The sequence below is a fragment of the Paenibacillus sp. JT22N15 genome, from assembly GCF_059383755.1.
This window is the reverse complement of record NZ_JBXENV010000019.1, coordinates 68,978-93,364: the sequence shown is the minus strand read 5'-3', so window position 1 is coordinate 93,364 and position 24,387 is coordinate 68,978. Positions and strand designations below refer to the sequence as shown.

The following is a 24,387-nucleotide window of genomic DNA, read 5'->3' as shown; positions in this document are numbered from 1 at the left end:
CTTAATGGATCGGCTTCGGTTTGGCTTGGTCGAGCAATTGCTCCAGCTCAGTACGGTTAAACTGGTAAGCTTCATTACAGAAGTGGCATACGACCTCTGCTTTTCCTTCTTCTTCAATCGTTTGCTGCAATTCCGATTCGCCCATGCTGATCAGAGTCTGCTCTACGCGCTCGCGCGAGCATTTGCATTGAAAACGCAAATCCAGCGACTCATGGATGACAGCATCGTCGCCGACGACCCATTTGAGCAGCCCTTCTGGCGTCTCGCCCTGATCGAGCAGCGCAGTGACAGGAGGCATCGCACTGAGCGCTTTCTCCAGCTTTGTAATTTCTGCATCCGTAAGTCCTGGCATCAGCTGTACGATAAAGCCGCCAGCGTGGATGACGCGGCCATCCTCATCGACCAGCACGCCTAGCCCAACTGCGGAAGGCGTCTGCTCCGATACGGCAAAATAATAGGTGAAATCTTCGCCCAGCTCGCCGGAAACAATCGGAACGCTGCCGCGGTAAGGCTCTTTCAGGCCTAGATCCTTTGTAATATGAATATAACCGCTATGGCCTACTGCACCTGCAACATCAAGCTTGCCCTGCGCATTGCTTGGAAGCAGAACGAGCGGATTGTCCGTGTAGCCTCGCACTTCTCCATGAGCATTTGCATCAACAACAATTTGTCCCATTGGGCCATCGCCCTTCACTTGAATCGTCAGCTTTTCTTCGCCCTTCAGCATGGCGCCCATAATAGCTCCGGCTGTTGCCGTTCTGCCGATCGCCGCCGTTGCTGTCGGCAGTGTACCGTGCCGGCGCTGCAGCTCATCGACCAATTGCGTTGTACGGGCAGCGAAAACACGAATTTTGCCTTCCCATGCCGTGCCGCGCACCAAAAAATCTTTCCTTTGCTCCATCGTCTATCCCTCCTGATTCCGTTCATATATAATACGCAAGCCTTCTAATGTCAGAAGCGGATCAACTTCATCTATCGTTTCCGATTCTGAGCTAATTAACTCAGCCAAGCCGCCCGTCGCGATGACACGCGGCGAAACTTTAAACTCCTTGCGAATTCTGCGCACGATACCGTCCACTTGTCCAGCATAGCCGTATATAATGCCCGCCTGCATAGATGTGACCGGATTGCGGCCGATTACGCTTGGCGGCTTCACCAGCTCAATGCGCGGCAGCTTCGCCGCCCGCTGATAAAGCGCCTCTGTCGAGATAGCAATGCCCGGCACAATGGCGCCGCCCAAATAGCTGCCAGCGGCATCAATGTAATCAAACGTCGTTGCGGTGCCAAAGTCGACGACAATAAGCGGGCTGCCATATTTGACGATGCCCGCCACCGAATTCACGATGCGGTCAGCACCGACCTCGCGAGGGTTTTCATACCGGATATTGAGTCCTGTCTTCACGCCTGGGCCGACGATATACGGTTTCTTGCGCAAATACTTCATGCACAGCTGCTCCAGCGTCCGCATCAGCGGCGGAACGACGGATGAAATAATGACGCCTTCCATCTGCTCCAAACGCATGCCGGCAAAATGAAACAAATGATGAAAGTTGATGCCATATTCATCAACTGTAGCGGAACGATTCGTGCTGAGCCTCCAGTGATGGAGCAGCTCCTTGCCTTGATAAATGCCCAGCACTATATTCGTATTGCCGACGTCAATGACGAGAATCAAGACATTGCCCCTCCCTTCTTCGCATTAAGGTCGAGACTAATATCAAGCGATTGAAAGGAGTAGGTAAGGCCTCCTACCGAAATGACATCTACACCGCAAGCGGCTATGCCGTAAATCGTATCAAGCCGCACATTGCCCGAAGCTTCTACAATAACATGTGGCGAGCGCTGCTTGATTTGCTTGACAGCTGCCTTCATCATATCTTGCGGCATATTGTCGAGCATAATAATATCAGCGCCGCATGCAATCGCCTCATCGACCTGCTCCAAAGATTCCGTCTCCACTTCAATCTTCATCGTATGGGGAATGCCTGCTCGCGCTGCTTCCACCGCTTCCCGAATACCGCCTGCGCCCTTAATATGATTATCCTTGATCATAACGGCATCATACAAGCCAAACCGGTGATTCGAGCCGCCGCCTACGCGAACGGCATATTTTTCAAGCAAGCGATGGCCTGGCGTCGTTTTGCGCGTGTCGACCAGCCTAACCGGCAAGCCCTGCAAAGCCGCTACAAATTCGCTTGTCTTCGTCGCAACGCCGGACATCCGCTGCATTAAATTAAGCGCAAGGCGCTCCCCTGTCAGCAGACTATGGATGCTGCCCTCTACTTCCGCGAGCACGGTGCCTTTTTCCACATACTGCCCATCCTCAACCTTCGCCGTGAAGACCAGCGAGCGATCAACGGTTTCAAACACAAGGCGAGCAATCGGAATGCCGGCAATCCGTCCATTTTCCTTTACATGAATAACAGCCTTCGCCTGCGCCCCGCGCGGAATCGTCATAGCGGTCGTTACATCGCCGCTTCCGATATCTTCCGCAAGCCAGCTGCGTATTTGTGCGCGCAGTGCTTCATTATAGCCGTCCAGCGTCGTCTCAAACATTGGTTAACCGCTCCTCTGTCCTCCCGTATACACGGTGCATTACAGTATGCTTGCGCCAAGCCTGATCATTGCGCTCCGGGAAGTCCTCACGGTAATGCGCGCCGCGGCTCTCCTCCCGCTGCAAAGCGGATTCCGCCATCAGCAGGGCGCATGTCAACATATTGGCAAATTCAAATTCTTCCCGCTTGGTCAGCATCGCTTGAAAAATCGGAAGCTGGCGCCGCAGCTCTTCAAGACCCTTCTCCAAACCCTTCGCATCACGCTGCAAGCCTGCGTACCTGACCATAATCTTTTGCAGCTTCAATCTCCGCTCCACAACGGCCTGAATCGGCACGCTGCTGCGCGGTACGCTGCTCTCTATTATAGGCTGAATCTCTGCATGCTCTGCAAGTTTATCAATCGCCTCGACGATTCGCTTGCCGAAAACGACCGCTTCCGACAGCGAATTGCTCGCTAAGCGATTCGCTCCGTGAACGCCTGTCGAGGAAACCTCGCCGCAGGCGAACAGCCTTTTAATATTGGTTTCCCCATCGAGATCGGTTTTAACGCCGCCCATCATATAATGTGCAGCAGGGGCAACCGGAATCCAATCCGTCGTCAGATCCAAACCATAACGCAAGCAGAATTCATAAATATTCGGAAAACGATGCTTCACCATATCCGGCGACTCATGCGTCACATCCAAATAAACGAAGGTTGATTTCGTGGCCTCCATCTCGCTAATAATGGCGCGGGCCACCACGTCACGCGGCGCCAGCTCCAGCTGAGGATGGTAATGCTCCATAAAACGCTCGCCCCGCGTATTGCGAAGTACGGCTCCCTCGCCGCGCACCGCTTCTGAAATCAGGAACCGCGGCGCCCCTGGGTAGCATAGGGAGGTCGGATGGAATTGAACAAACTCTACATCCTGTATATAAGCTCCTGCCCGGTAAGCCATTGCGATCCCATCGCCTGTGGCTACTTCAGGATTCGTCGTGTAACGATAGAGCTGGCCGGCTCCGCCAGAGCATAAAATGGTCGCCTTGCCGCGCACAAGCAGACGCGAGCCGTCGGGCTTTTGCACAACAGCGCCAACACATTCTCCATCATTAGTCACCAAATCGATGACAAAATGGTCGTCCCAAACTTCAATACCCGGCTTAGACAACGCTTTCTCCGATAAGGCTCGTACAATTTCGTAGCCCGTCGCATCCCCATTCGCATGCAAAATACGGCGCTGGCTGTGAGCGCCTTCCTTCGTCAGCGCAAACTCGCCATTTTCCAAATCGAACTGCGTGCCCATTTCAATGAGCTGATTTACACCCTCTGGCCCCTCGTGCACAAGCACATTGACCGCATCCTCCGAGCACAAGCCCGCTCCCGCAATCAACGTGTCATCGCTGTGATAAGCGGGTGAATCATCCTCCGATATGACCGCGGCAATGCCGCCCTGCGCATAGCGGGTGTTGCTGTCCAGCAGCGACTTCTTCGTAATCATCAGCACGGAATGCCGATCACTTGCCCGAAGTGCGGTAAAAAGACCGGCAATGCCGGCCCCAATCACAATAACATCCTTCTCGATTACCGGCAGTTCGTCTAAATTGATGTCTACAAGGTATCTGGGAATCATTTTTCGCGCCTCCAGGCATAGGAGTAGCGCATGCTGCTCCTATTTCACGAGTAACATGCGCTCCAAGGACAAGCGTGCTTGATCCGCCACATGCGGCGGTACATAGATTTGCGGCTGCATCGTTTCGAGGCATTTTACTAGCTTTTTGAGGTTATTAACCTTCATGTTCGGGCAGACCAAATATTTAGATGCAAAAAGGAATGTTTTGTCCGGGCTGTCCAGCCGCAGCTGATAGCCAGTGCCATCCTCCGTGCCGACGATGAACTCCTTGCAATCCGATTCCTTGCAGTATTTAATAATCGCTGTCGTACTGCCGACAAAATCACCCAGCTCCACCACTTCAGGGCGGCACTCAGGATGCACAACAAACTGCGCATTCGGGTGTTTCGCCTTCATTTCCTCTACATCCTTGACCGTCAACATGTCGTGCGTGTTGCAGTAACCTTCCCAGATAATCATATTCTTATCGGTTTTCTGCTGCACGTAATGCCCAAGGTTTTTGTCCGGTACCCAAATGACGTCTTGGCCTTCCACGGAGTTTACAACGTTAACCGCATTTGCCGATGTACAACAAATGTCAGTCTCTGCCTTAATTTCGGCAGATGAGTTAATATACGTAACGACGGTCGCATTCGGATGCTGGGCTTTCAGCTTGCGAAGACCATCGACATTGACCATATCCGCCATCGGGCAGCCTGCACGCTCGTCCGGAATAATAACCGTTTTGTTCGGTGCCAAAATTTTTGCGCTCTCGCCCATAAAATGCACGCCGCAAAATACGATAACATCCGCGTCCGTCTGCGCCGCTTTTTGTGCTAGCAAAAAAGAATCTCCACGGAAATCTGCAACCTCTTGAATTTCATCACGCTGATAATAATGAGCAAGAATGATGGCGTTGCGCTCTTTCTTCAATTGCATTAGCCGTTCCCGCAGTTCGCGGTTCTGCTCCGCCTTGCGTTCAAGTGCCAGTGCTTCCACAGTTAATCCTCTCCTCTTATGAGGGAAGGGCAAGCTGATTGCCCATTCCAGATATGGCTACTTCCGACTTTGTGAATTGATGCACAAACCTAAAAAGTCGTTCGCCTTTCATTTGACCTTTACGGTAAATTCATTTGATAAGGTTTAATTTACTCCAGGCAGATCATGCTGTCAATGCGTTTATGACAAAAGTGTGAATTCCCATTAAAAATAGCGCCTGCCGCAGCTGAACTTTCCATCATTGGCGACTATTGTGTATAAATGCAGCATTTACGCACATAGTTATCAACAAGTTATCCACAATCGTGGATTTTCTGTGACTAACCTTGCGCAAATAATCAGAATACAAAAAACTTCCCTTGGATTGATCACGACATACGTGAAATCCATGGGAAGTTTGGAGATCTTTGATTCTATTAGCGTTTTGCCGGATCGTATGGTTCGCCAAGCGAGCCTGGAGCAGAAGAACGTCCTACTGCACCTACGAGTACAACCAACGTCAATACGTATGGCAGCATATAGAAAAACTCGGTCGGAATTTGCTGCGACCAATCGAACAGTTGGGCAAAGTTGCGAATCGCTTGCGCGAAGCCGAAGAAAATAGCAGCTCCCGCAACGCCAAGCGGATTCCATTTTCCGAAAATTACAGCCGCGATAGCGATAAAGCCTTGGCCCGAAATGGTATTATGGGCAAAGTTGCTCGTCGTTGTTAACGTAATGGTCGCACCGCCAAGACCTGCAAGTGCGCCGCTAAGCAGCACGCCGATATAACGGTATTTTGTTACGCTGATCCCCACTGTGTCGGCCGAGCTCGGGTATTCTCCGACTGCGCGAAGGCGCAAGCCGAAGTGCGTTTTGTACAGTACAATATAGCTGATAATGACAAGCAAAATAACAACATATGTCGTCGGATAAGCTTTAAAGAACGCCTCTCCAAAAAACGGAATATCTGATAAATAAGGGATTTCCCATTTGTTGAATACATGAGTCAGCGTTGTTGTCTGTCCCGAACCTTCATACAAGCTCTTCGTCAAATAAATCGCGATGCCCGCTGCCAAAATATTAATAACGACACCGACTATCGTCTGATCCGCCTTAAATGTAATGGTAGATACCGCATGTAGAAGGGCAAATATCACCCCATATATAGCTGCCCCCACTAAGCCTATCCACGGAGCAGATTCCTCATAACCAGCTTGTATCGCATAGTCGGTAATGACTGCTGCCGCGAACGCGCCTGACACCATCAGGCCTTCGAGACCGATATTAATAACGCCAGATCGCTCAGAAAAGAGACCACCGAGACCGGTAAAAATAAGCGCCGTAGAAAATACAAGCGTAACGTTAATAAGCTGACCCAATATTTCCAGTGCATTCATATTAGATCGCCTCCTTACGCTTGTCTGCACGTCGTCCAAGGAATGGTTTTATGAAAAACTTTACTATGCCATGCGAAGCAATAAAGAAGATGATCGAACCAATAACGATTCGAACGAGCTCTGGCGGTACGCCCGCTCCAAAGCTCATACCCGCAGAGCCATAGCTGAGACCACCGAACAGTATAGCACCGAACAATACGCCAATTGGCGTATTGCCGCCAAGCAAAGCAACCGCGATACCATCAAAGCCATAGCCCCAAGGCGCTGCTAGAATCGTCTGATAGCCAAATACGCCCAGCGTCTCAAACACGCCTGCCAGCCCCGCAAACAAGCCGCTAATAAACATCGACTTTACAATGGTGCGATTGACATTGATCCCTGCATACAGCGCTGCGTCAGGGCTTTGACCCACTGCTCTGAGCTCATAGCCCTGCTTCGTTCTCCACAGAATAATATAAAATACACCAATACCGAGCAAGGCAATGACCGTGCCCCAATGCATACGGGCATGATCCATCGCATCGGACAACCAGCCAATCGATACCAGTGCAGATTCTTGGATTGGATCTGATTTTTGCTGCCCTTTTGCCACAAAAAATGCGCGAATAATGTAATTGGACAAATAAAGCGCGACCCAGTTCAACATGATGGAAGAAATAACTTCGTTAACGCCGCGAACAGCCTTCAAATAGCCGGTCAAGGCCGCCCATAAGCCTCCGCACAGCGCTCCGACAATAATAGCAAGCGGAGCATGTAGAAACCACGGTAGGTCAAGCGTAATCCCTATGACGGTTGCACCAGTCATACCCATCATGAACTGGCCTTCTACCCCGATATTAAACAGGCCCGTACGGAAAGCGAAAGCAACCGCTGTACCTGTGAATATCAGCGGGGTAATTGCACGAATAGCCTCGCCCATATCGTAAGGACTGCCAAATAGCTTTTTGATCAGCGATTGGTAAGCCAGTATAGGATCGAACCCGCCTGCCAGCATGGCTATCGCCCCGCATAACAGACCCAAAATGATAGCCACCAAGGGGACGAGGAAAGATGTTTTATTGAATGTTTTTCCAGCAATTCCTTTGACTTTATCCATGGTTGCTATCTCCCACCTTTGCTCGGCTGATTCGCCGCCGAATTGCCTGCCATCATTAGACCCAGCTGTTGATCATCACGCTGATCAGCATCGGCATAGCCCATTATTTTACCTTCATACATAACCGCAATGCGGTCAGACAACGCGTACAGCTCATCCAGCTCGAACGATACAAGCAAAATCGCTTTACCTGCATCCCGCGCTTCAATCAGCCGCTTATGCACATATTCAATCGCACCTATATCCAAGCCACGAGTCGGCTGCACAGCTATGAGCAATGATGGGTTTTTCCAGAGCTCACGGGCTATAATAGCCTTCTGCTGGTTGCCGCCCGACAAGGAGCGGGCCTTCGCCCCAATACCTGACGAACGTACATCAAACTCCGTTACTAATTGATTCGCAAGCAAGTCTATTGCTTTATAATCGATAAAGCCGTTTTTGCCGAACTGCGGATCAAAATACGTATCCAGCACCATGTTTTCGCTGAGCGTGAAATCTAGTACCATACCATGCTTGTGACGATCCTCTGGAATGTGGCTTACGCCTGCAACGGACAACTGGCGCGGCGTTTTATTGATCATTTCCTTACCCTGAAGCTTTACAGATCCGCCTGATGCTTTACGCATTCCTGTAATGGCCTGTACGAGTTCACTTTGTCCATTTCCATCAACACCAGCAATACCCAAAATTTCGCCCGCACGGATATCAAAGGCTACTCCGTTCAGAACAAGTTTTTTCTCTTCGCCCTTCATCGTAAGATTGTCGACGGAAACGATAAGCTCTCCAGGCTCTTTCTTAGTCTTTATAGCCTGGAAATTAACATCGCGGCCTACCATAAGTTCAGCAAGCTGCTGCTCATTCGTTTCTTTGGTCGTGACGGTACGCACAACCTTGCCACGACGAATAACCGTAACGGAATCTGCAAGTGCCATAACCTCTTTGAGCTTATGCGTAATCAAAATAATGGACTTGCCTTCGGCAGCCAAATTGCGCAAAATGCCAATCAGCTCTTCGATTTCCTGTACGGTCAGCACCGCTGTCGGTTCATCGAAGATCAAAATTTCGGCCCCGCGGTACAAAGTTTTCAAAATTTCCACACGCTGCTGCATGCCCACCGTAATATCTTTAATCCGCACCTGCGGATCTACTTTCAATGCATAACGCTCCGAGATGGAACGGACTTTGTCATTTGCTTGCTTATAATTGACGAATGTGCCAAACTTGCGCGGCTCATTGCCAAGCACAATATTTTCAGCCACCGTAAATGGCTGTACGAGCTTAAAGTGCTGATGCACCATGCCAATTCCGAGTTCAATCGCCTTACCTGCACCTTCAATAACTGTTTTATTGCCGTTAACCCAAATTTCTCCTTCATCCGGCTGATAAAGCCCGAACAAAATGTTCATCAATGTGGACTTGCCTGCACCATTCTCGCCCAGCAATGCATGGATTTCGCCTTTCTTGAGCTCAAAATCAATCGAATCATTGGCTACAAGACCGGGAAAGCGTTTCGTAATCCCCTTAAGTGTGACAGCCGCTGCACTTTGTTTCATCCAGTTATCCTCCCCGGTTTGTTAGCTCCCAATCTCAAAAAAGGACAAGACCAGCTCATAGCAGGTCTTGTCGGCTGTACATAATAAACAAACGACATCTAAATAGATTGATTGAAAATTATTTAATATCAGCTGGAACTACAAGCGATCCGCTAATAATTTGTTGTTTGTAATCTTCAACTTTTTTCATAATTTCTTCAGAAACGTTAGGGTTGTTTTCTGGCAGACCTACTGCGCCGTCTTTCAGACCAAGAACAAGCGATTTGCCGCCTTCCCATTTGCCGTTAATCAGGTCATTAGAAACTTGGTAAATGGCAGCTTCAACGCCTTTAAGCATGGAAGTAAGTGTGACTTCGTTGCCGAATTCGATCGATTGGTCCTTATCAACACCGATTACCCAAACATCTTGGCCTGCTTTTTTACGAGCTGTTGCTTCGTTAAATACGCCGTTACCAGTACCACCAGCAACTTGGAAAATAACATCTACGCCATCATTGTACATAACAGCTGCTGCTGCTTTACCCAAGTCTGGTTTGTTGAATTCACCCGTGTAGTTGCGAATGATTTTTGCATCAGGATTTACTGCCGCTACACCTGCGTTGAAGCCTGCTTCAAACACAGTTACGCTTGGGATTTCCATGCCGCCCACAAAACCAATTTTATTCGATTTTGTTGTCAAGCCAGCAACTACACCTACAAGGAACGAACCTTCGTTAGCTGCGAAGTTAACAGAAACAACGTTTGGTGCGTCAACAGCGGAGTCGATGATGCCGAACTTGGAGTCTGGATTGTCTTTCGCTACTTTACCCATTGCATCTTGGAACAGGAAGCCTACGCCCCAGATCATATCGTATTTCTCAGAAATGAATGCGCGCAGATTCGGTTCCATATCAGCGTCGCCTTTACTTTCAAGATATTTCGTCTCCGAACCTGTATCTTTAGTTACTTTTTGCAAGCCATCCCAAGCGCTTTGGTTGAAGGATTTATCATTTACGCCGCCTGTATCTGTAACCATACCGATTTTGAGCTTAGCACCTGCTGCTGCCGATTCTTCAGGTGCAGCAGACGCTTCAGGCGACGCTGCTCCGTTTGTGCCAGAAGTACCCTTGTTGCCACCGCCACAAGCAGACAATACTAATGCGAACATAAGAACAATAGACAACATAAAACCTAAACGTTTTTTCATCTTCGATTTCTCCCCTTAATATAGATGTGTTGTAACTGCAACCTGCTTGCTTCTATTATTGTTGTTGTGCTTGGCTGCTATTCTCTTTATTATAATTGCTTATCTACATACGTCAACATTTTTACGTCATGTAACATGACATAGAAATTTTGTTCACGTCTATATCTCACAATTATTTAACATTTGTGCCAAACACGCCATTAAAAACCTCACACACACCCGACAAAACCAAATAATGGCTACGTTTTACCTCTATTATTATAGGCTAAACCCGAACATTAATAAAGTAAAATTAATCAGGCGTAAACGGCTGAAGCCGTCCTCTGGCGGCAAAGCACCGTTTCGAGGGTGAAATATAAGCCCTTTATAAGGACGTACCTTATAAATGCTTTTATTTCAAAAAAAGACAGCTATTTTCTCGGTCACTACTGAGAAAATAGCTGTCTCCATAAACAACGGGAAAGGACGCTTGTTCAACGACCGACTCTACCTGGTTTAAAACACGTCCTTATCCTGTTTATTTTGGTTCTTCCTCATCGTTCGGTTTATCATCAGGCTTATCCAATGAAGGCGGAGTAATTTCTCCCGCTTCTCTTGATTGAATACGAACCTTTACATCGCCAATCGTATCGACGATTGGTTCAGTCGTTGGTTCAACAGCAACACTCTCTGCTTCGCCTTCAGCCAATTCAAGCGTGCCTGTTTCGATCAAACGTTTAATTTGATCCATTTCAAGCGTCTCTACAGACAGAAGCGTCTCCGCAATGGTGTGAACTTCTTTCGATTTCTCGGTGAGCAATTTTTTGGCACGCTCATAACAAGCTCCAATAATCGCTTGCATTTCTTGGTCAATTTCGTAAGCGATCGCATCGGAGTAATTTTGTTCATGGCCGATATCACGTCCAAGGAACACCTGTCCTTGCGAGCTTCCGAATTGCAATGGACCAAGCTTGTCGCTCATTCCGTATTCCATAATCATCGCACGAACGATGCTTGTTGCTTGTTTAAAGTCACTGTATGCGCCTGTGCCGATTTCGCCGATAAACAATTCCTCAGCTACACGTCCGCCAAGCAAGCCTGTCACTTTATCCAACAGCTCCTGCTTCGTTACGAGCATCCGATCTTCCTTCGGCAGCATGATGACGTAACCGCCAGCTTTACCACGAGGAATAATGGTCACTTTATGAACGAGATCCGCATGCTCCAGGAAGAATCCAATAATCGTATGTCCAGCTTCATGGAAAGCAACAATGCGCTTCTCACGATCGCTGATTACGCGGCTTTTCTTCTCTGTACCTACGATAACGCGGTCAATCGCTTCATCAACCTCAACCATTGCAATGTCTTTCTTGTTGCGACGGGCAGCAAGCAGTGCTGCTTCGTTCAGCAAGTTTTCAAGATCCGCTCCGGAGAAGCCTGTTGTACGTCTTGCGATAATATCCAGCTTGACGTCCTTGTTAAGCGGCTTATTGCGGGAATGCACTTTAAGCACCGCTTCACGGCCTTTCACATCTGGACGATCTACCGTAATTTGACGGTCAAAACGTCCCGGACGCAGCAACGCAGGGTCCAAAATATCAGGGCGGTTCGTCGCTGCAACGATAATAATGCCTTCGTTCGCTCCAAATCCGTCCATCTCGACGAGCAATTGGTTGAGCGTTTGCTCACGCTCATCGTGACCGCCGCCAAGACCAGCGCCACGTTGACGGCCAACGGCGTCAATCTCATCAATAAAGATAATACATGGTGCATTTTTCTTCGCATTTTCGAACAAATCACGGACACGGGATGCGCCGACACCGACGAACATTTCCACGAAGTCCGAACCCGAAATACTGAAGAATGGCACGCCCGCTTCACCAGCTACTGCACGGGCAAGCAACGTTTTACCTGTTCCCGGAGGACCATTGAGCAGAACACCCTTAGGAATACGGGCACCTACCAGATTAAACTTACGCGGATCTTTGAGGAAGTCAACAACTTCAACAAGCTCTTGCTTCTCCTCATCCGCCCCAGCCACATCCTCGAAAGTGATGCGCTTCTTCTCTTCATTGTAAAGCTTAGCGCGGCTTTTGCCGAAATTCATGACTTTACCGCCGCCGCCTTGCGCTTGATTCATTAAGAAGAAGAACAGAACGAATATAATCACAAACGGAATGATGGAAGTAAGGAGTGTAAGCCAGACACTTGGCGTATCCATTGGTTTATACTGTAACTCAAAACCGTTTTTCACTGCGGCTTCACGCAATACCTCGCCTGAATCAATCCCTGCACGCGATGTGAACTGTATGCTCTTCGCGCTTTCGGGCTGTTTAATGTATTTACCAGAAATATAATAAGACTGACCATCGTACTTTATCATCATTTCCGCGACGTTGTTCTCATTAATAGCAGCGCGAAGCTGATCATATCGTATTTCGACGGTAGTATCATTCTGATTGCTGATAAACTGAATAATCCCGACGGTTACCAAAAAGATGATCAAATAAAATCCAGTGTTACGGATGATCCGATTCATCTCCTACCTCCTCTCAAGACGCTTTTCATATTTTAACATAGCATGACTTTCCATCACAATAGAACCACTTGGAGGACAGCCATACTGGCTAAGCCCATTTAAGATTACTTCTCGTACACTTCCGGTTTCAAAACGCCAATGAACGGCAGGTTGCGGTAACGCTCGGCAAAATCAAGGCCATAACCGACAACGAATTCGTCCGGCAGCGTAAAGCCCGTGTAGTCCGCTTCGAGATCTACCGTACGGCGCGCTGGCTTATCGAACAGCGTAGCGACCGTAACCGATTTGGAATTGCGACGCTCCAAAACATCAATCAAGTAGCTCAGCGTCAAGCCGCTGTCAATAATGTCCTCAACGATGAGCACATCACGGCCTTCAACCGATACATCAAGATCCTTAATAATCTTGACCACACCTGAGGACTTGGTCGATTGACCGTAGCTCGACACCGCCATAAAATCAATTTCCAGCGGAATTGTCATTTCCTTAATCAGGTCGGACATGAAAATAATGGCCCCTTTAAGGATACAAATAACGAGAGGGTCACGCCCTTCAAAATCCTGACTGAGCTTCTCGCCCATCTCACGCACCTTGGCCTGAATCTGTTCTGCATCGTACAGCACTTCTTGAATGTCGTTTAACAACGGATTAATCCCCCTACAGTACTTATGTTTATGAGTGTAACAGTGCTTCTTATTCTTTCGTCAGACGAATGAATAATAGTTCCTTCGTGCTTGGGCTGATAAGCGCATGGCCTGATCGCCTGATGCCTGGAATCCACAGCAGCCGCCCGTCTGCATCAAATAGCAGGGGATAGCTTTCACGCTGTGAAGGAGGCAGCTTTTCGTCAACGAACATATCTTGCACTTTTTTAGACCCATTTAATCCTAAAACTTGAATTCGGTCACCACGGCGCCGATTTCGTACAGTCAGCGGAAATGCAAGCTGCTCCATATCGAAGCACGCTTCATGGCGGCCTGCCAGTTTCCCAGCAGCCTGATCATCAGCTGTCCGCCGCTCAAATACGAGCTTCCAGCCGCCCGCCTCTACCTCTATGTATTGCTGGGTCAAAGGTGCAACTGCAAGCGCATAGTCCGTATTCACGTCCACCTGTTTCGGCAATCTGACAAAACGCATATGGTCGTATTCACGCAAACAGCGCAAGCCGTTACCAATATCCATACGCCAGGTGCTTGAACTTTCGGGCGCTGCGGCAAGCCGCATAGACTCGATATGCTCGAAGGAGACCACATCAGCATCCCTCGAAAGATAATCTAATATTAGTTTAATCAATCTCCTTTGTAAAGCGACATGAAGGCCTGCCAAACGACTGCAGCTTACAGAACATTCCTCCGGCTCCGTATAGGCTAATTCTTCGAATAAAGCTTTAGTCTGGCTATCCAGCCATTCATCCTCGGCCCCCGCCACTTCAGCAAGGCGGCCAAGCGATTCGGACAGCTGCGGATTGAAGCTGGATAACTGCGGAATTACATCCAGACGGACAACATTGCGAAAGTAATGGCGCTTCTCGTTGCTGCTGTCCTCGCAATACGGAATGCCATAATGATGGCAGTATCGTAAAAGGTCTGTTTTGTTCTTACGCATGAGGGGGCGAATGAGTTCCACGTTTTTTTCTCGCCTGCGCAGCGCCATCCCAGAAAGCCCCGAAATGCCGCTCCCACGAATGAAATGCATGAGCACCGTTTCCGCTTGATCATCGGCATGATGGGCAAGGGCAATCGCCTGCGCGCCCCACCTCTCTGCAACCTCATGCAAATAGGCGTAGCGTTTCGCGCGCGCCGCCGATTGTGCGTTCATTTTTGTTTCTTCTATATAAGCAGGCAAATCGAGTTCTGCCAGCTCAAAGGGCAGCCCAAGCTCGCCTGCATAGCGCCGAACAACCTCCGCCTCCAGCGCCGACTCCTCCGGCCGAAAGCCGTGATTCACATGAGCCGCCACAACGCTTATGGCCCCGCTTGACTTCAGGCGGCTCATGAGATGCAGCAGCGCCATGGAGTCAGGTCCCCCGGACACGGCAACGACTATGCAGTCTCCTTCACTCCACAGCCGTTCAGCCGCTGCCAGCTTCTGGACTTCGGGAAGCATATCGATTCCTATCGTCATTTCCTCTTCCCTCATTCCCTTCTGGCCGCCGCCTTCAACAAAAAAGCTAGCGAAGCCTTCCTATAACATCTTATGTCATTACATACCCACGCGAAGCAGCCAATAAACCGATACAGCCAGCATAATCGCCGAGCCTGCAACTAGTCCTTTAAGCCAAAAAGGAGTCGGAGCAGTCTGCTTTCCGTTCGTTCGGTGCATGAGCAAGCGCCATGCCTCCGCGCCTTCAGAAGCATCTGCGAAACGGCCCGCAAGCGCTTCTGCGAGCCAGCCCGCAATCGGCTTCAGTGAAGCATTGGTTGCGATGAGCTGCTCCAAATCCTCGGTCGAACGGTTTTGCGGGAGCAGCGTCAAGGTAAGCTGGTGCAGCCGCTTCGGGTCGTGCATCTGGATGCACAGCACCGCGAAAGAAAATAAGTCGTATTTCAAATCGGCTGCCCGAGACCCTGCATTCCAGTAGCCGCGGTCATAAATTTCAGTAAACTGGCGAATGCTCTTTCCTACCGCCGTCACCCCGCCGTAATCCACCAGCTCGACATGCCCATAATCGGCTACCATCACATTTTCCATCTTCAAATCGCAAAATACCCAGCCCTTGCTGTGAAGCTCCGCCAGTTTATTCAATAAATTGAGGCTGACCAGCGGGAACCATTCCTTGCCGTTTTGCAGCAAATACGCAGACAAGTTCACTCCGCGCACATACTTCATAATATAAAAAGGGTAATCTCGTCCATCGGAGCCTTGCAGATCATCCACATCATACAAGAATGCAGGCGCCTGGCGCCTTCCCTGCTTCGCAAGCGTCTGAAGCACATTAATTTCCGACTGCAGGTCGACCGCGTCAGCGCCTACCTTAAGCGCGACCCAGCCCTGGTCCGAGTGGACCAAGTACACTTTGCCATTGGCGCCTTCCCCAAGCAGACGCTCGACCCGATACTTACGGCGCTTCCATTTTCCAGTCACCACAGTGCCACGGCGGAGACTGATTCTAAACGACGTAGTCACTCATCATCCCATCCGTTTCTTCTCTGCTCCTCCTACCATAATCCCCCTGACGATAAAAATCAATGACCTGCATCAGCGCAGGACCCGTTGGCGTCGTTCCGCTCATTTGCAATTTTGGAAAAATGGACTGCGCTCCCGTCAAATTATCCGTCCAGCCCAAATCCATTTTGCACTCCTCTCCATGCCTTCCGCCTGGAAAATGAAAGACAGCGATTTCGCTTTTCCCCTGCCTTGCTTGCAGGCTCAGCATCAAGTCGCGGATCGCTTCTTCTACCGCAATGAGCTTTGGCTTCATGCTGGCGCTGGCGTCGATAAGCAGCGCCACCTGCAGACTTGAGCTTTCCCCAAGCTCGTCCATGACCCTCACGACCTCGCTGCGTGTCTCCGGCGGCAAATCCTCTATCGCCCCGCTGCCCAGCACATGCTTAAGCTCCTTCTGCACAGCCAGCTGAATCGTCTGTACGACCGTCTTGCGCGTCATCATTTGAACAGTCTGCGCCAGCTGGCGCGTATGAACCATTCGGCTGATGCCGCCGCCAGCTCTTGCGATTTCCTCAATCTCCATGCTGCCGGATTCGCCTGCATCACCATGATCAAGCACCCCAACGACATTGACCGCAATACCTTCCGCCTTCGCATGCGCCGCTGCTACAATCGGACTAAGCCCTACATTCGAACAACCATCGGTAATAAGCAAAATTTGTTTCATCCCTATCAATCTCCCTTCACAAGCGTAAACGGCTTTGCCATCCTCTGGCGGCAAAGCTTTCGTTTCGCGATGAAATATAGAGAAAGTATGGCGATATCATATACTTTCCTATATTTTAAAAAACGAATAAAATCAAGCGTAAACGGCTGAAGCCGTCCTTTGGCGGCAAAGCTTCCGTTTCGCGTTGAAATATAAGAATTTATAAGTGTGAAACTTATAAATTCTTATATTTGCACAAACATCCACGGATCAGCTGCCCACCCTACATAGGAGACAAGGAGCTGATTCTATCAGTTTTGCCCATTTTAAGAGAGATAAACGGCTATGCGCAGAAAAAAACCAGCGTTTATTCATAGCCGCTCCCCTTTGAAGCCCGCTATGAATGAACGCCGGTTCGGCTAATCACCTCCAAGAAAACACTTTGTTTAAGCTCCCTAGCTCCCGACCAGCTACTTCACCTCCGTTTAATATGTGAGCCAAGGTGAAACGGCTGTCGCCGTCCTTGACGGCGCGGCGCGTTTCATTCCGAGAAATATCCTTTCCTATATTTCTAGCAAATCGTCCCGATCTTCTCTCCTTTCTCCTTTTTACTATCCCATTCTTACATAAGCTAGCTTACCGTCCGCGGACGCTCCATCCGCGTCAGCCCCGGCCAGCGGAATGCCGCCCACTCCGGCAAATGCTTGTCCACGCGTGCCACCAGTACGGTCATATCATCGATAATCTCCCCCTTATGATGGCGCACAACCGTATCGAGCAGCACATCCGCCATTTCCTGCGGGTCCTCCGTTTTCAGCTCATGAATAATTCGTTTCATCCACATCTCCTTATTGACCGCATGGCCCGGCGCATCATAAATGCCATCGCTCATCATAATGAGCGCATCTCCCGGCTGTAGCTGCATCGATATCATATCCACATCAATATCCTGTAAAATGCCGATTGGCAAATTGTTAGCCGTAACTGGAATCACTTCCTTGCCGCGCTTAATAAAGCTCGGCGTTGAGCCGATTTTCATAAACATCGTTGAGGCGGTATAAAGATCGATAATGGCGAGGTCCACGGTTGCGAATACTTCATCTGAGGAACGCAGGAGCAGGATTGAGTTGACCGATTTGACCGCGAGCTTCTCGTCCATACCCGACTTGAGCAGCTGCTGCAAAATCGACAGCGCTGCGCTGCTTTCTTGGCGCGCCCTCTCTCCATTTCCCATGCCATCGCTAATCGCCACGGCAAATTTGCCGTTGCCAAGCTCCACCATGCTAAAGCTGTCGCCTGACAGCAGATCGCCCCCTTTGGCCGCACCAGCAACGCCCGTTTCAATTTCAAATACTTTGGCGGAGCCAAATACGACTCTTGTTGCTTCTCCATTTTTCTCCGGTTCCTCCTCAAGTTTAACTGCAATATGCTCACCTAAAATATCCGTAAGCAGCGGCGCAATAATTTTGCGACACTCATCATATCCCTTGCTAAATGTATGGTACAGCTCAATATCAACATTGCCCTCCTCCAAATTAATCACTTCAATTTCTCGAATTGACAGGCCCAGCCCCTCCAGCGCCTCCCTAATTTGCTCCTCCTGCAAATGCAGCGTTTGTCCCTCGCGGCGAATTTCCTTCGCCAAGTCCTCCATAACCTGGGACACGCCGGTTAATTGCTCAGCCACCAGCTGACGGGAGTCGAATATTTGCTTCTTCCAGTGCATATTATTTTGATAAAGCTCGTACTGCTGCTTCATGACAGACATCACCTGCGTCGACTTGGAGCAATGGGCAGTCCACGTTCGCGGCATATCCTTGGCTCCAGGAGCCCGCTCCTGCTCGACCGTCGTCATCATCTCGGTCATCACTTTATAGGTTTGATAAAATTTATCCCCCCAGCATGCGTTTTGCCGATGGCAGCTAGCACAGCTTCGAGCCGCCACCTCATTCATAAAATGAGTAATCTCGTCTTCGCGGTTCATCGTCACGACACTGCCATTTAATTGTCCGAAGCTTCGCGAGAGCTGCCGGAACATCTCCGAATATTGCGTGACCCGCTCCGCCGTCACTTCCCGCACCCGCTTCGCATATTCATGCTGCGACTTGGCATGCTCATTCGTTCCCGGCACATAGCGGGATATCGTCCGGATCATGACCCGCGGCGTCAAAATCAGCATGATAGCTGCTGTAACGGATTCCCAAGTGGACGCCATCACATCGCCTTGGCCGCCTACGTATACAGCTAGAATGGACGTCCCGAGCAGCATGCCGAAGGCTACGGCCATCTTCCCTCCATCCCTTAGCAGCCCCGCTAATAGGCCCGCAAATGCCAGCAGACTCATCTGCACAATGGCGTTAAAGTCCGCAAGGCTGAGTATGAGCCCCGCGATGACTCCAACCGATGCACCAAGCGGCGCTCCCCCAGCAAGCGCGAACAGCACCAGCATATACCGCGACATAATATGCTCCACCGACATGCCGTAAATCACCCAACCAACTGCCCCCGTCATGACGGAAGCGAGCAAAATCATTAGACATATAATTTCCTCGCTCCGCAGTGCCGCCGTTTTCTTAGACATGGTCAGCACCGGTATGGCCTGAATGAACACGAGTGTGAGAACGAAGCCAAGCGCCGCTTCCACGACAACCAGCATGATGCTGTACCAGGTCAGCGTGTCCAAGGTGAAGGCATGAAACAATTGGACGAGCAAGGTGGCGGTAAATACGAGCAGCGGAGCCGAAGCAAGCTCAGCTTTCTCATAGGCTTCGAGCCCCTTGAACAAAAGAAATAATGCCGCAATTTCCATCGCAATCCAGACCGGGGAGGGTGTGACCGCAAAGAAGCTCCCCACCACCACTGACAGCCCAACCCAAGCAACCGCATCCTTTCGAAGAAAATAAATGACGGCGAAATAAGCGGCGGCAAACGGCATAAGCGACTCCAAAATGACGGCTCGTCCAAGCAAAAAACCAACAGCAACAAGCAGGAAGGTCCATTTTTTCGCCAGCACCAGCTGAATAAATCGCTGCGAGGCAACGCGCTCCTTGATTTTACCGATTCGAGGCTGCAGCCATCCTTCTTTCTTTCCTCTGGGAAATACGAGTACACTTTCCTTGTTCATCCGCAGACACCACCATTTCCGAATGTATTGTGTTTCCCATTATAGGAGGTCGTCCACAGGAAGTTTGTCAGTTTAACGTAGGCGGCCCAAAAGTTTTTTCCGACAAAATCAACTGCCCTCGCAGTCCTTGTCAAAAGCAAATTTCCGCTTGCCCTGACTGGGCTCATGCCGTCCTCTTTGCAGCCATTGCCTCAAACAGCTTCAACAAAAACCGTCTATCAGTACTTCCATTTGTTGGCGAATATACAGGTGAATGTGTCGGTATTGAAAGAGTAGGGGAGGAAAAAACTTTGAGGCGGCACATAAACGCAAAAAAAGCAGAACCATAAAGGCTCTGCTCTTGTCATTAAAATATGGCTCTTACTTAAACCCGCTTGGCTCCGCGTCCACCGCGTTTGCCTTCGGTATTCTTCTTCAGGGAGGAAATGCGTTCTTCACTGTCTTTCAGGAAGCGCGACACTTTATCCTCAAAAGTTGGTTTTCCGTAAGCTGGTCTCCCGGCCTGCTGCTTGAATGGACGTCCACCACCGCCGCCACCGTGTCCTCCACGGTCGCCACGATCCTGACCGCCACCACTGCCGCCACGATTAAAGCGTTCTCCGCCGCCGCCACCAGGCCCGCCACTTGGACGAGAGCTTGGACGTGATTCGCGTGCAGGAGGCAGTTGGCCTTCTGGTCGATCAATTGCCTGTTTAATGGAAAGTCCAATTTTTCCGTCTTTGTCAACGTTAATCACTTTGACCTTGACCACGTCTTCGATCTTCAGGTGATCTTTCACGTCTTTGACGTAATTATCAGCAATTTCCGAGATGTGAACGAGACCTGTGACACCTCCAGACAAATCAACGAATGCCCCGAAATGCGTAATGCCTGTCACTTTGCCCTCTAACTTCGCGCCTACTTCAATTGCCATAAAATAAAATGTTCCTCCCTAAAAGTTTCGCTTAATGTACTATTAACGTGATTATAACCGAACGGAAGAAGGAAGGTCAACAGACGTTCACCCGTTTGTGCGTCTATTTAACCACCTGTATCTGTTGTTCGCCCTCTTTAACCATGCCTTGACCTTTGGTTGCCAGCTGGGCAATATATTCCGGATCGTTAAGCCGCTCAATTTCCTGTTGCAGCTGCTGCGCCTGATTTGTAGCTTCTTCCTTCTGTTTCATTACAGCTGCAAGCCGCAGTTCGGTAGCGTTTTGCTGCTGGATTTGTCCAAAGAAGGTATAAGCCGCCCAGCCCATGAAGAGGACAATAAACATCATCCACATCTTGATCCGACGCTTGGAGCCTGGATTAACGGTTAACTTGTTTGCTGCTGCTGTCGCCAATTGCTTGTACCCCCTTAAGAAATTGAACCAGATGCATCCATCACTCGATCTGCTCCATGCCATGAAAACTTAGAATAACTTCCGCCAAAGCGCAACTACGCGTGCAACCGCTGCCTTAAAGCGCTCTGTAAGCTTAAGCTTATCGGCGTACTTGATAATTAGGCGGTTCAACGGTCGTATGATAGGACCTAATACCCACCATAGCAATAGCCATAATGGACGAGTCAATTTTAACATAATTTTTAGAACAAAAATAGTGAAAGCAGTCCCAAATCCCAGTGCTACAATACCTAATTTGTATATCAGAAGGATCGGCTTAATAATGACAAATTCCACCGTTTTGACAATTCCTCTGATGAGTGCGCGGATGGCGCGAATGATGCCCTGTACCAGTTTGATGACTGGCTTGCTAAACAGAAAGTAATAGCTGGTCACACCTATTGCCAGCCCTAGGAAAACGTACGCCCGCACCTCGCCATTGTTGCTTGCGTACAGCACACGAAACACGATAATCGACGCCACCAGCCAGTAAATAATGTCCAGAACCGGCAGCCACCACCGTGGAAACCGCAGCTCATTCGACACCACACGATAGCCGTCAAAAGCGACTCCCATGCCGATTCCTGACAGAAGCATCATCGCGAGCGTGTACCACTGCATCGTCAGTGTCACTTAAATAATTTACCAAATATGCTTTTGGATTTGCTTGGGGCATTGCCGTCCAGATAGGCGAGTGAATGAACGAGCCCCTCTATAGCGACAAAGCCTTGCTCCAGGCTGAGATGCTTAATATGCAGGTTCTGCCCTTTAATCGTCAGGAAGCCCAGATCGGTTTCCAGCAAAAACTCCTCGCTGTCAAAGCTCTCCACGTTTAATACGCCGGTAATCTCCAGAAGCTTTCGATTGAGCATCTTCACTTCCTGACGCTTCTGTCCTTTATTCTGTTCCACCATTGACCCGTCCCTCCACTTCAAAAGCGTAGCTTATGCTAAAGCTTATGGGAGTGGGACGAACTTTAGAACCTGTCCAGAGGGACAAACCTATGGAATCTATGAAAGGGCTCATGAAAATAGAGCTGCTACCGATATATACCCTATTCTATGATTTTGAAACAGCAGAATGCCTTGCCTTCCTATCTATTAAAAGAAAGCTTCTATTGCGCTCAGCGGGCGCTTTTTACCCGTTTCAGCTGGGCTACAATAATGATGCTGATCACGACGAGCAGCAGCCATGAGCTGATTTTGCTCACATGAACGAGCGTCCATTGCTTTTCCTGATCCGGATAGGCCCATGCCCCGAAAAAAGTCATAATATTTTCCGCAATCCAAATAAAAAAACCGGTTAGAACAAAAGCCAGCGTAAGCGGCATCTTATATACAGCTTCCCCTAGCTTGAAGTGGACGCTGGTACGCCAGAATACGATAATCAGCCCCGCCATCAGCACCCATCTGAAATCCCACAAATAATGATGGGTAAAAAAGTTCAAATATATCGCTGCGCTGATCGCTACCGCATACGCCATTTTGGGCCAGCCCACCATCTCCAGATGGAGCCTGCGCCAGGACTGACAAATATAGCTTGCTACGCTCGCATACATGAAGCCGCTGTACAGCGGAACATCGAATACTCTCGACCAGCCTTCGCCCGGATACGTCCAAGAGCCCATTTTCACCTTATACACCTCAAGCGCCAGGCCGATAATGTGAAACAGGCAAATAACCTTCAGCTCATCCCACGTCTCCAGCTTTGTAGCTACCATAACAACCTGCATGGCCAAGCAGATGAGCAAAATAAGATCATAACGGGCGATACCCGGCACATGGACGTAATGCGTAAGAGCCATAGCCCCGAAGATTGTAACCGGAAACAGGCAGTTCAGTGCCTGCAAGTAGCCGAACAACAGCAGCTTTTTCAGAAAAAATATCATTTCGCCGCTGCTTCATTAACCACGCCGCTCAAATGCAGCGCACAATTAAACTTCTCGCATGTCCAGCCGCCTGCGGCATTCGCATAAATCGTCGAGATGGACGTATTTTGAAGCGGCTCGTTCTTATAGGCATCCGGCACAAGCTCCTTCAAGCAGCGGCCGATGAGCGCACCATGGCTGACGATGAGTACATTTTCACCCGGATGGTTAAGGGCAATCTCCCTCAGCACCTCGCTGCCACGACCAACAACGGATTCATGGCTTTCACCCTGCCAGTCCATTTCCCGCCAATCGGCTCCCCACTTCTCGATGCGCTCTGCCTCCGTGGTGCCCTCCAGCAGGCCGCCTCCCATTTCCCGCAGCCGTTCGTCCTGCTTGACCGCCATGCCGCCGCCCAGACGCTTTGCCACCGCCTCAGCCGTCACAAGCGCCCGCTGCAGATCACTGGAGTAAATATGATGCCATTCCTCCTTGCTGAGCCGCTCCGCCAATACCTCCGCTTGCTGCAAGCCTTCCTCATTCAACGGAATATCCGTAGAGCCCTGCGCTCTCCCCTCGACGTTCCATTGCGTAACCCCATGTCTAATCCAACCAATTTTCGTCATGCTCCACTTTCCCTCCTTGATTTGCTCCGTCCATGGTTATATACGCAAATTTATAAAAAAAGGGCCGCTCTGCACATAATTACCATGCGCGAGCAACCCTTTATCTTTATTGCCATTCAAGATCATTGTCACGCGGACGCTGTTCTTCCTTCAGCACCGTGTAGAGCTCACCGGCTTCATCCTTGCGGGTCGTTTCGGCAATTCGCTCAATTCGAACGGTTACCGTCTTCTGCCCGTATTGGATAGCAAGCTCATCCCCAACCTTTACGGCGCTGCTCGCTTTCGCTTCGCGGCCGTTGATCCAGACGCGTCCCTGCTCGGACACATCTTTAGCGACTGTACGCCGCTTGATCAGGCGGGATACTTTGAGAAACTTATCCAGACGCATGAATTACTGGATAGCTTCTTTCAGCTTGTTGCCTGCTTTAAATGCAGGAACTTTCGATTCTGGAATGTTAATCTCTTTGCCTGTTTGTGGGTTGCGGCCAACACGGCTGGAGCGTGTGCGCGTTTCGAAAGTACCGAAGCCGATCAATTGTACTTTGTCTCCACCAGCAAGAGCATCTGTTACTTCTCCAAGAAAGCCGTTAAGAACAGCCTCTACATCACGTTTAGTCAAACCGCTTTTTGTTGCAATGTTGTTAATCAAATCTGTTTTGTTCATTCTAAAATCCTCCTAATAATAAGCTTAGCTAATGGTATAGCCGCACAGTA

Annotated in this window: 23 protein-coding genes; all 23 read right to left on the bottom strand. The window is 49.6% G+C overall.

Features of this window, described 5'->3' with window-relative positions; translation table 11 throughout:
- Window position 1: 1 nt before the first annotated feature.
- Entirely contained in the window at window positions 2–901 is a 900-nt protein-coding gene (gene hslO / locus AC50X8_RS28800; RefSeq protein ID WP_056034777.1) for an Hsp33 family molecular chaperone HslO, read from the bottom strand.
- 3 nt (window positions 902–904) lie between these two features.
- Complete coding sequence (locus AC50X8_RS28795) at window positions 905–1,675, bottom strand: type III pantothenate kinase (RefSeq protein WP_056034779.1); 771 nt, start codon at window positions 1,673–1,675, stop codon at window positions 905–907.
- Window positions 1,672–2,556 carry a carboxylating nicotinate-nucleotide diphosphorylase gene (nadC, locus tag AC50X8_RS28790; protein WP_494882969.1) on the bottom strand — a complete coding sequence of 295 codons (885 nt, stop codon included), beginning with the start codon at window positions 2,554–2,556 and terminating at the stop codon, window positions 1,672–1,674. The genes AC50X8_RS28795 and nadC overlap by 4 nt, the downstream gene beginning before the upstream one ends.
- A complete protein-coding gene (gene nadB, locus AC50X8_RS28785) occupies window positions 2,549–4,165 on the bottom strand; it encodes an L-aspartate oxidase (protein WP_494865525.1) in 1,617 nt (538 codons plus the stop codon). The genes nadC and nadB overlap by 8 nt, the downstream gene beginning before the upstream one ends.
- 39 nt (window positions 4,166–4,204) lie before the next feature.
- Entirely contained in the window at window positions 4,205–5,143 is a 939-nt protein-coding gene (nadA, locus tag AC50X8_RS28780) for a quinolinate synthase NadA (RefSeq protein ID WP_046234439.1), read from the bottom strand.
- Window positions 5,144–5,559: 416 nt separating this feature from the next.
- Window positions 5,560–6,522, bottom strand: a complete 963-nt coding sequence (locus AC50X8_RS28775; protein ID WP_056034787.1) for an ABC transporter permease — start codon at window positions 6,520–6,522, stop codon at window positions 5,560–5,562.
- 1 nt (window position 6,523) lies between these two features.
- On the bottom strand, window positions 6,524–7,618 hold the full coding sequence (locus tag AC50X8_RS28770) for an ABC transporter permease (protein WP_056034790.1): 1,095 nt from the start codon (window positions 7,616–7,618) through the stop codon (window positions 6,524–6,526).
- A gap of 5 nt (window positions 7,619–7,623) precedes the next feature.
- Window positions 7,624–9,171 carry an ABC transporter ATP-binding protein gene (locus AC50X8_RS28765; RefSeq protein WP_494882967.1) on the bottom strand — a complete coding sequence of 516 codons (1,548 nt, stop codon included), beginning with the start codon at window positions 9,169–9,171 and terminating at the stop codon, window positions 7,624–7,626.
- Window positions 9,172–9,289: 118 nt separating this feature from the next.
- Window positions 9,290–10,357, bottom strand: a complete 1,068-nt coding sequence (locus tag AC50X8_RS28760; RefSeq protein ID WP_056034796.1) for a BMP family lipoprotein — start codon at window positions 10,355–10,357, stop codon at window positions 9,290–9,292.
- A gap of 517 nt (window positions 10,358–10,874) precedes the next feature.
- Window positions 10,875–12,875 carry an ATP-dependent zinc metalloprotease FtsH gene (gene ftsH, locus AC50X8_RS28755; protein WP_494882965.1) on the bottom strand — a complete coding sequence of 667 codons (2,001 nt, stop codon included), beginning with the start codon at window positions 12,873–12,875 and terminating at the stop codon, window positions 10,875–10,877.
- 104 nt (window positions 12,876–12,979) lie between these two features.
- The gene (gene hpt, locus AC50X8_RS28750; RefSeq protein ID WP_046234433.1) at window positions 12,980–13,519 is read right to left on the bottom strand and encodes a hypoxanthine phosphoribosyltransferase; all 540 of its coding nucleotides are present in this window, start codon (window positions 13,517–13,519) and stop codon (window positions 12,980–12,982) included.
- Between the two features lie 49 nt (window positions 13,520–13,568).
- Window positions 13,569–15,014, bottom strand: a complete 1,446-nt coding sequence (gene tilS, locus AC50X8_RS28745; RefSeq protein ID WP_494882963.1) for a tRNA lysidine(34) synthetase TilS — start codon at window positions 15,012–15,014, stop codon at window positions 13,569–13,571.
- Between the two features lie 63 nt (window positions 15,015–15,077).
- Window positions 15,078–15,959, bottom strand: coding sequence for a protein kinase domain-containing protein (locus AC50X8_RS28740; protein WP_494882961.1), 882 nt, complete (start codon window positions 15,957–15,959; stop codon window positions 15,078–15,080).
- A 25-nt stretch (window positions 15,960–15,984) separates the two neighbouring features.
- The gene (locus AC50X8_RS28735) at window positions 15,985–16,710 is read right to left on the bottom strand and encodes a vWA domain-containing protein (RefSeq protein WP_046234430.1); all 726 of its coding nucleotides are present in this window, start codon (window positions 16,708–16,710) and stop codon (window positions 15,985–15,987) included.
- Between the two features lie 610 nt (window positions 16,711–17,320).
- Window positions 17,321–19,813, bottom strand: coding sequence for a stage II sporulation protein E (gene spoIIE / locus AC50X8_RS28730; protein WP_494882959.1), 2,493 nt, complete (start codon window positions 19,811–19,813; stop codon window positions 17,321–17,323).
- Between the two features lie 364 nt (window positions 19,814–20,177).
- Window positions 20,178–20,726 (bottom strand): S1 domain-containing RNA-binding protein, encoded by a 549-nt coding sequence (locus AC50X8_RS28725; protein ID WP_056034813.1) that lies wholly within the window; start codon window positions 20,724–20,726, stop codon window positions 20,178–20,180.
- 103 nt (window positions 20,727–20,829) lie between these two features.
- The gene (locus AC50X8_RS28720; RefSeq protein WP_056034815.1) at window positions 20,830–21,141 is read right to left on the bottom strand and encodes an FtsB family cell division protein; all 312 of its coding nucleotides are present in this window, start codon (window positions 21,139–21,141) and stop codon (window positions 20,830–20,832) included.
- A 69-nt stretch (window positions 21,142–21,210) separates the two neighbouring features.
- Window positions 21,211–21,813, bottom strand: coding sequence for a spore cortex biosynthesis protein YabQ (gene yabQ / locus AC50X8_RS28715; protein ID WP_063892552.1), 603 nt, complete (start codon window positions 21,811–21,813; stop codon window positions 21,211–21,213).
- Window positions 21,810–22,094 (bottom strand): sporulation protein YabP, encoded by a 285-nt coding sequence (gene yabP, locus AC50X8_RS28710; RefSeq protein WP_056034818.1) that lies wholly within the window; start codon window positions 22,092–22,094, stop codon window positions 21,810–21,812. Before yabP ends, yabQ begins: the two co-directional genes overlap by 4 nt.
- A 209-nt stretch (window positions 22,095–22,303) precedes the next feature.
- Entirely contained in the window at window positions 22,304–23,065 is a 762-nt protein-coding gene (locus AC50X8_RS28705) for a DUF817 domain-containing protein (RefSeq protein WP_081418787.1), read from the bottom strand.
- A complete protein-coding gene (locus AC50X8_RS28700; protein ID WP_056034823.1) occupies window positions 23,065–23,673 on the bottom strand; it encodes a histidine phosphatase family protein in 609 nt (202 codons plus the stop codon). The genes AC50X8_RS28705 and AC50X8_RS28700 overlap by 1 nt, the downstream gene beginning before the upstream one ends.
- 106 nt (window positions 23,674–23,779) lie before the next feature.
- Complete coding sequence (locus tag AC50X8_RS28695; RefSeq protein ID WP_046234424.1) at window positions 23,780–24,061, bottom strand: RNA-binding S4 domain-containing protein; 282 nt, start codon at window positions 24,059–24,061, stop codon at window positions 23,780–23,782.
- Window positions 24,062–24,064: 3 nt separating this feature from the next.
- Window positions 24,065–24,337, bottom strand: a complete 273-nt coding sequence (locus AC50X8_RS28690; protein ID WP_046234423.1) for an HU family DNA-binding protein — start codon at window positions 24,335–24,337, stop codon at window positions 24,065–24,067.
- Window positions 24,338–24,387 lie beyond the last annotated feature (50 nt).

Bases quoted from the DNA above. Each gene is read 5' to 3' on its own strand.
- AC50X8_RS28775 (WP_056034787.1), bottom strand. From the start codon at position 6,522: ATGAATGCACTGGAAATATTGGGTCAGCTTATTAACGTTACGCTTGTA.
- AC50X8_RS28725 (WP_056034813.1), bottom strand. From the start codon at position 20,726: ATGGCAATTGAAGTAGGCGCGAAGTTAGAGGGCAAAGTGACAGGCATT.
- nadB (WP_494865525.1), bottom strand. From the start codon at position 4,165: ATGATTCCCAGATACCTTGTAGACATCAATTTAGACGAACTGCCGGTA.
- AC50X8_RS28735 (WP_046234430.1), bottom strand. From the start codon at position 16,710: ATGAAACAAATTTTGCTTATTACCGATGGTTGTTCGAATGTAGGGCTT.
- AC50X8_RS28690 (WP_046234423.1), bottom strand. From the start codon at position 24,337: ATGAACAAAACAGATTTGATTAACAACATTGCAACAAAAAGCGGTTTG.
- hslO (WP_056034777.1), bottom strand. From the start codon at position 901: ATGGAGCAAAGGAAAGATTTTTTGGTGCGCGGCACGGCATGGGAAGGC.
- nadC (WP_494882969.1), bottom strand. From the start codon at position 2,556: ATGTTTGAGACGACGCTGGACGGCTATAATGAAGCACTGCGCGCACAA.
- AC50X8_RS28695 (WP_046234424.1), bottom strand. From the start codon at position 24,061: ATGCGTCTGGATAAGTTTCTCAAAGTATCCCGCCTGATCAAGCGGCGT.
- spoIIE (WP_494882959.1), bottom strand. From the start codon at position 19,813: ATGAACAAGGAAAGTGTACTCGTATTTCCCAGAGGAAAGAAAGAAGGA.
- ftsH (WP_494882965.1), bottom strand. From the start codon at position 12,875: ATGAATCGGATCATCCGTAACACTGGATTTTATTTGATCATCTTTTTG.
- tilS (WP_494882963.1), bottom strand. From the start codon at position 15,014: ATGAGGGAAGAGGAAATGACGATAGGAATCGATATGCTTCCCGAAGTC.
- AC50X8_RS28760 (WP_056034796.1), bottom strand. From the start codon at position 10,357: ATGAAAAAACGTTTAGGTTTTATGTTGTCTATTGTTCTTATGTTCGCA.
- AC50X8_RS28765 (WP_494882967.1), bottom strand. From the start codon at position 9,171: ATGAAACAAAGTGCAGCGGCTGTCACACTTAAGGGGATTACGAAACGC.
- AC50X8_RS28770 (WP_056034790.1), bottom strand. From the start codon at position 7,618: ATGGATAAAGTCAAAGGAATTGCTGGAAAAACATTCAATAAAACATCT.
- yabP (WP_056034818.1), bottom strand. From the start codon at position 22,094: ATGGTGGAACAGAATAAAGGACAGAAGCGTCAGGAAGTGAAGATGCTC.
- AC50X8_RS28700 (WP_056034823.1), bottom strand. From the start codon at position 23,673: ATGACGAAAATTGGTTGGATTAGACATGGGGTTACGCAATGGAACGTC.